The following is a 782-nucleotide window of genomic DNA, read 5'->3' on the forward strand; positions in this document are numbered from 1 at the left end:
TCAGAACTAGTTGCTCCCGTTATAGCCGCTTCTTCAGCTTTAGCAGCAAATTTGATGAGATCTTTTTCTACAAGCTTGCCCGCAAGCTTTACGCCTCCCTTGGCTGCTGAAACAGCACCGTCAGTAAGCACTGTAGAACCCACTATATAAGCCACATCTCCTAATGGTTTACCTAGCATTTCGCCAGATTCAGCACCAGCACTGAATGCGCCATCCCCTCCTTTCTCCATTGTTTCATGTATGTGATCTATATGCCCCCAAAAGGAATCCTTAACTCCTCCCCAGAATTGACCAGCTCCTTCCCAGACATCATCCAACATATGCCCACTCGTGGCCCAAGATGTTGCTGTTCCAATGCCTTGAAGAATATTTTGAGAGATCTCATCAACTGAACTGTTTCCTATTGCCAGACCTAATTCTTTAACGTCATGAGCTGTCTCAGATATTTCGCTTCCTATTGCTTTGGCGACACCAAAAATCGTACCCTTCGCAAAACCTATCTCAAAAATTCTATCTTGCTCTTCACTAATCTCGAACCATTTTTCGTTAACATCTCTTCGACACTGATCATCAGGACACTCCTTTAATTCTTTCTCCATCTGAGCTTGTTGCGCACTGCTGAGGTAGTTATTTGCAGCGGCATTACCTGCGGCATCGGCACCGGCATCAACATTGCCACCGGCAAGGGCAGCGGCAACGCCCCCAGCAGCCCGTGCGACATCAATGGTGTGGTCTCTAAAGTCAGCAAACTGCGCATCAATCTTTGCGTTTATACGCGCTTC

At 46.9% G+C, this 782-nt stretch carries 1 pseudogene; it reads right to left on the minus strand.

Features of this window, described 5'->3' with window-relative positions:
- Positions 1 to 782, minus strand: a pseudogene (locus tag ACFIQE_RS11080) (hypothetical protein); the annotation flags it as partial.

The sequence above is a fragment of the Bartonella sp. AA1HLJMS genome, from assembly GCF_042197445.1.
GTDB lineage: Bacteria > Pseudomonadota > Alphaproteobacteria > Rhizobiales > Rhizobiaceae > Bartonella.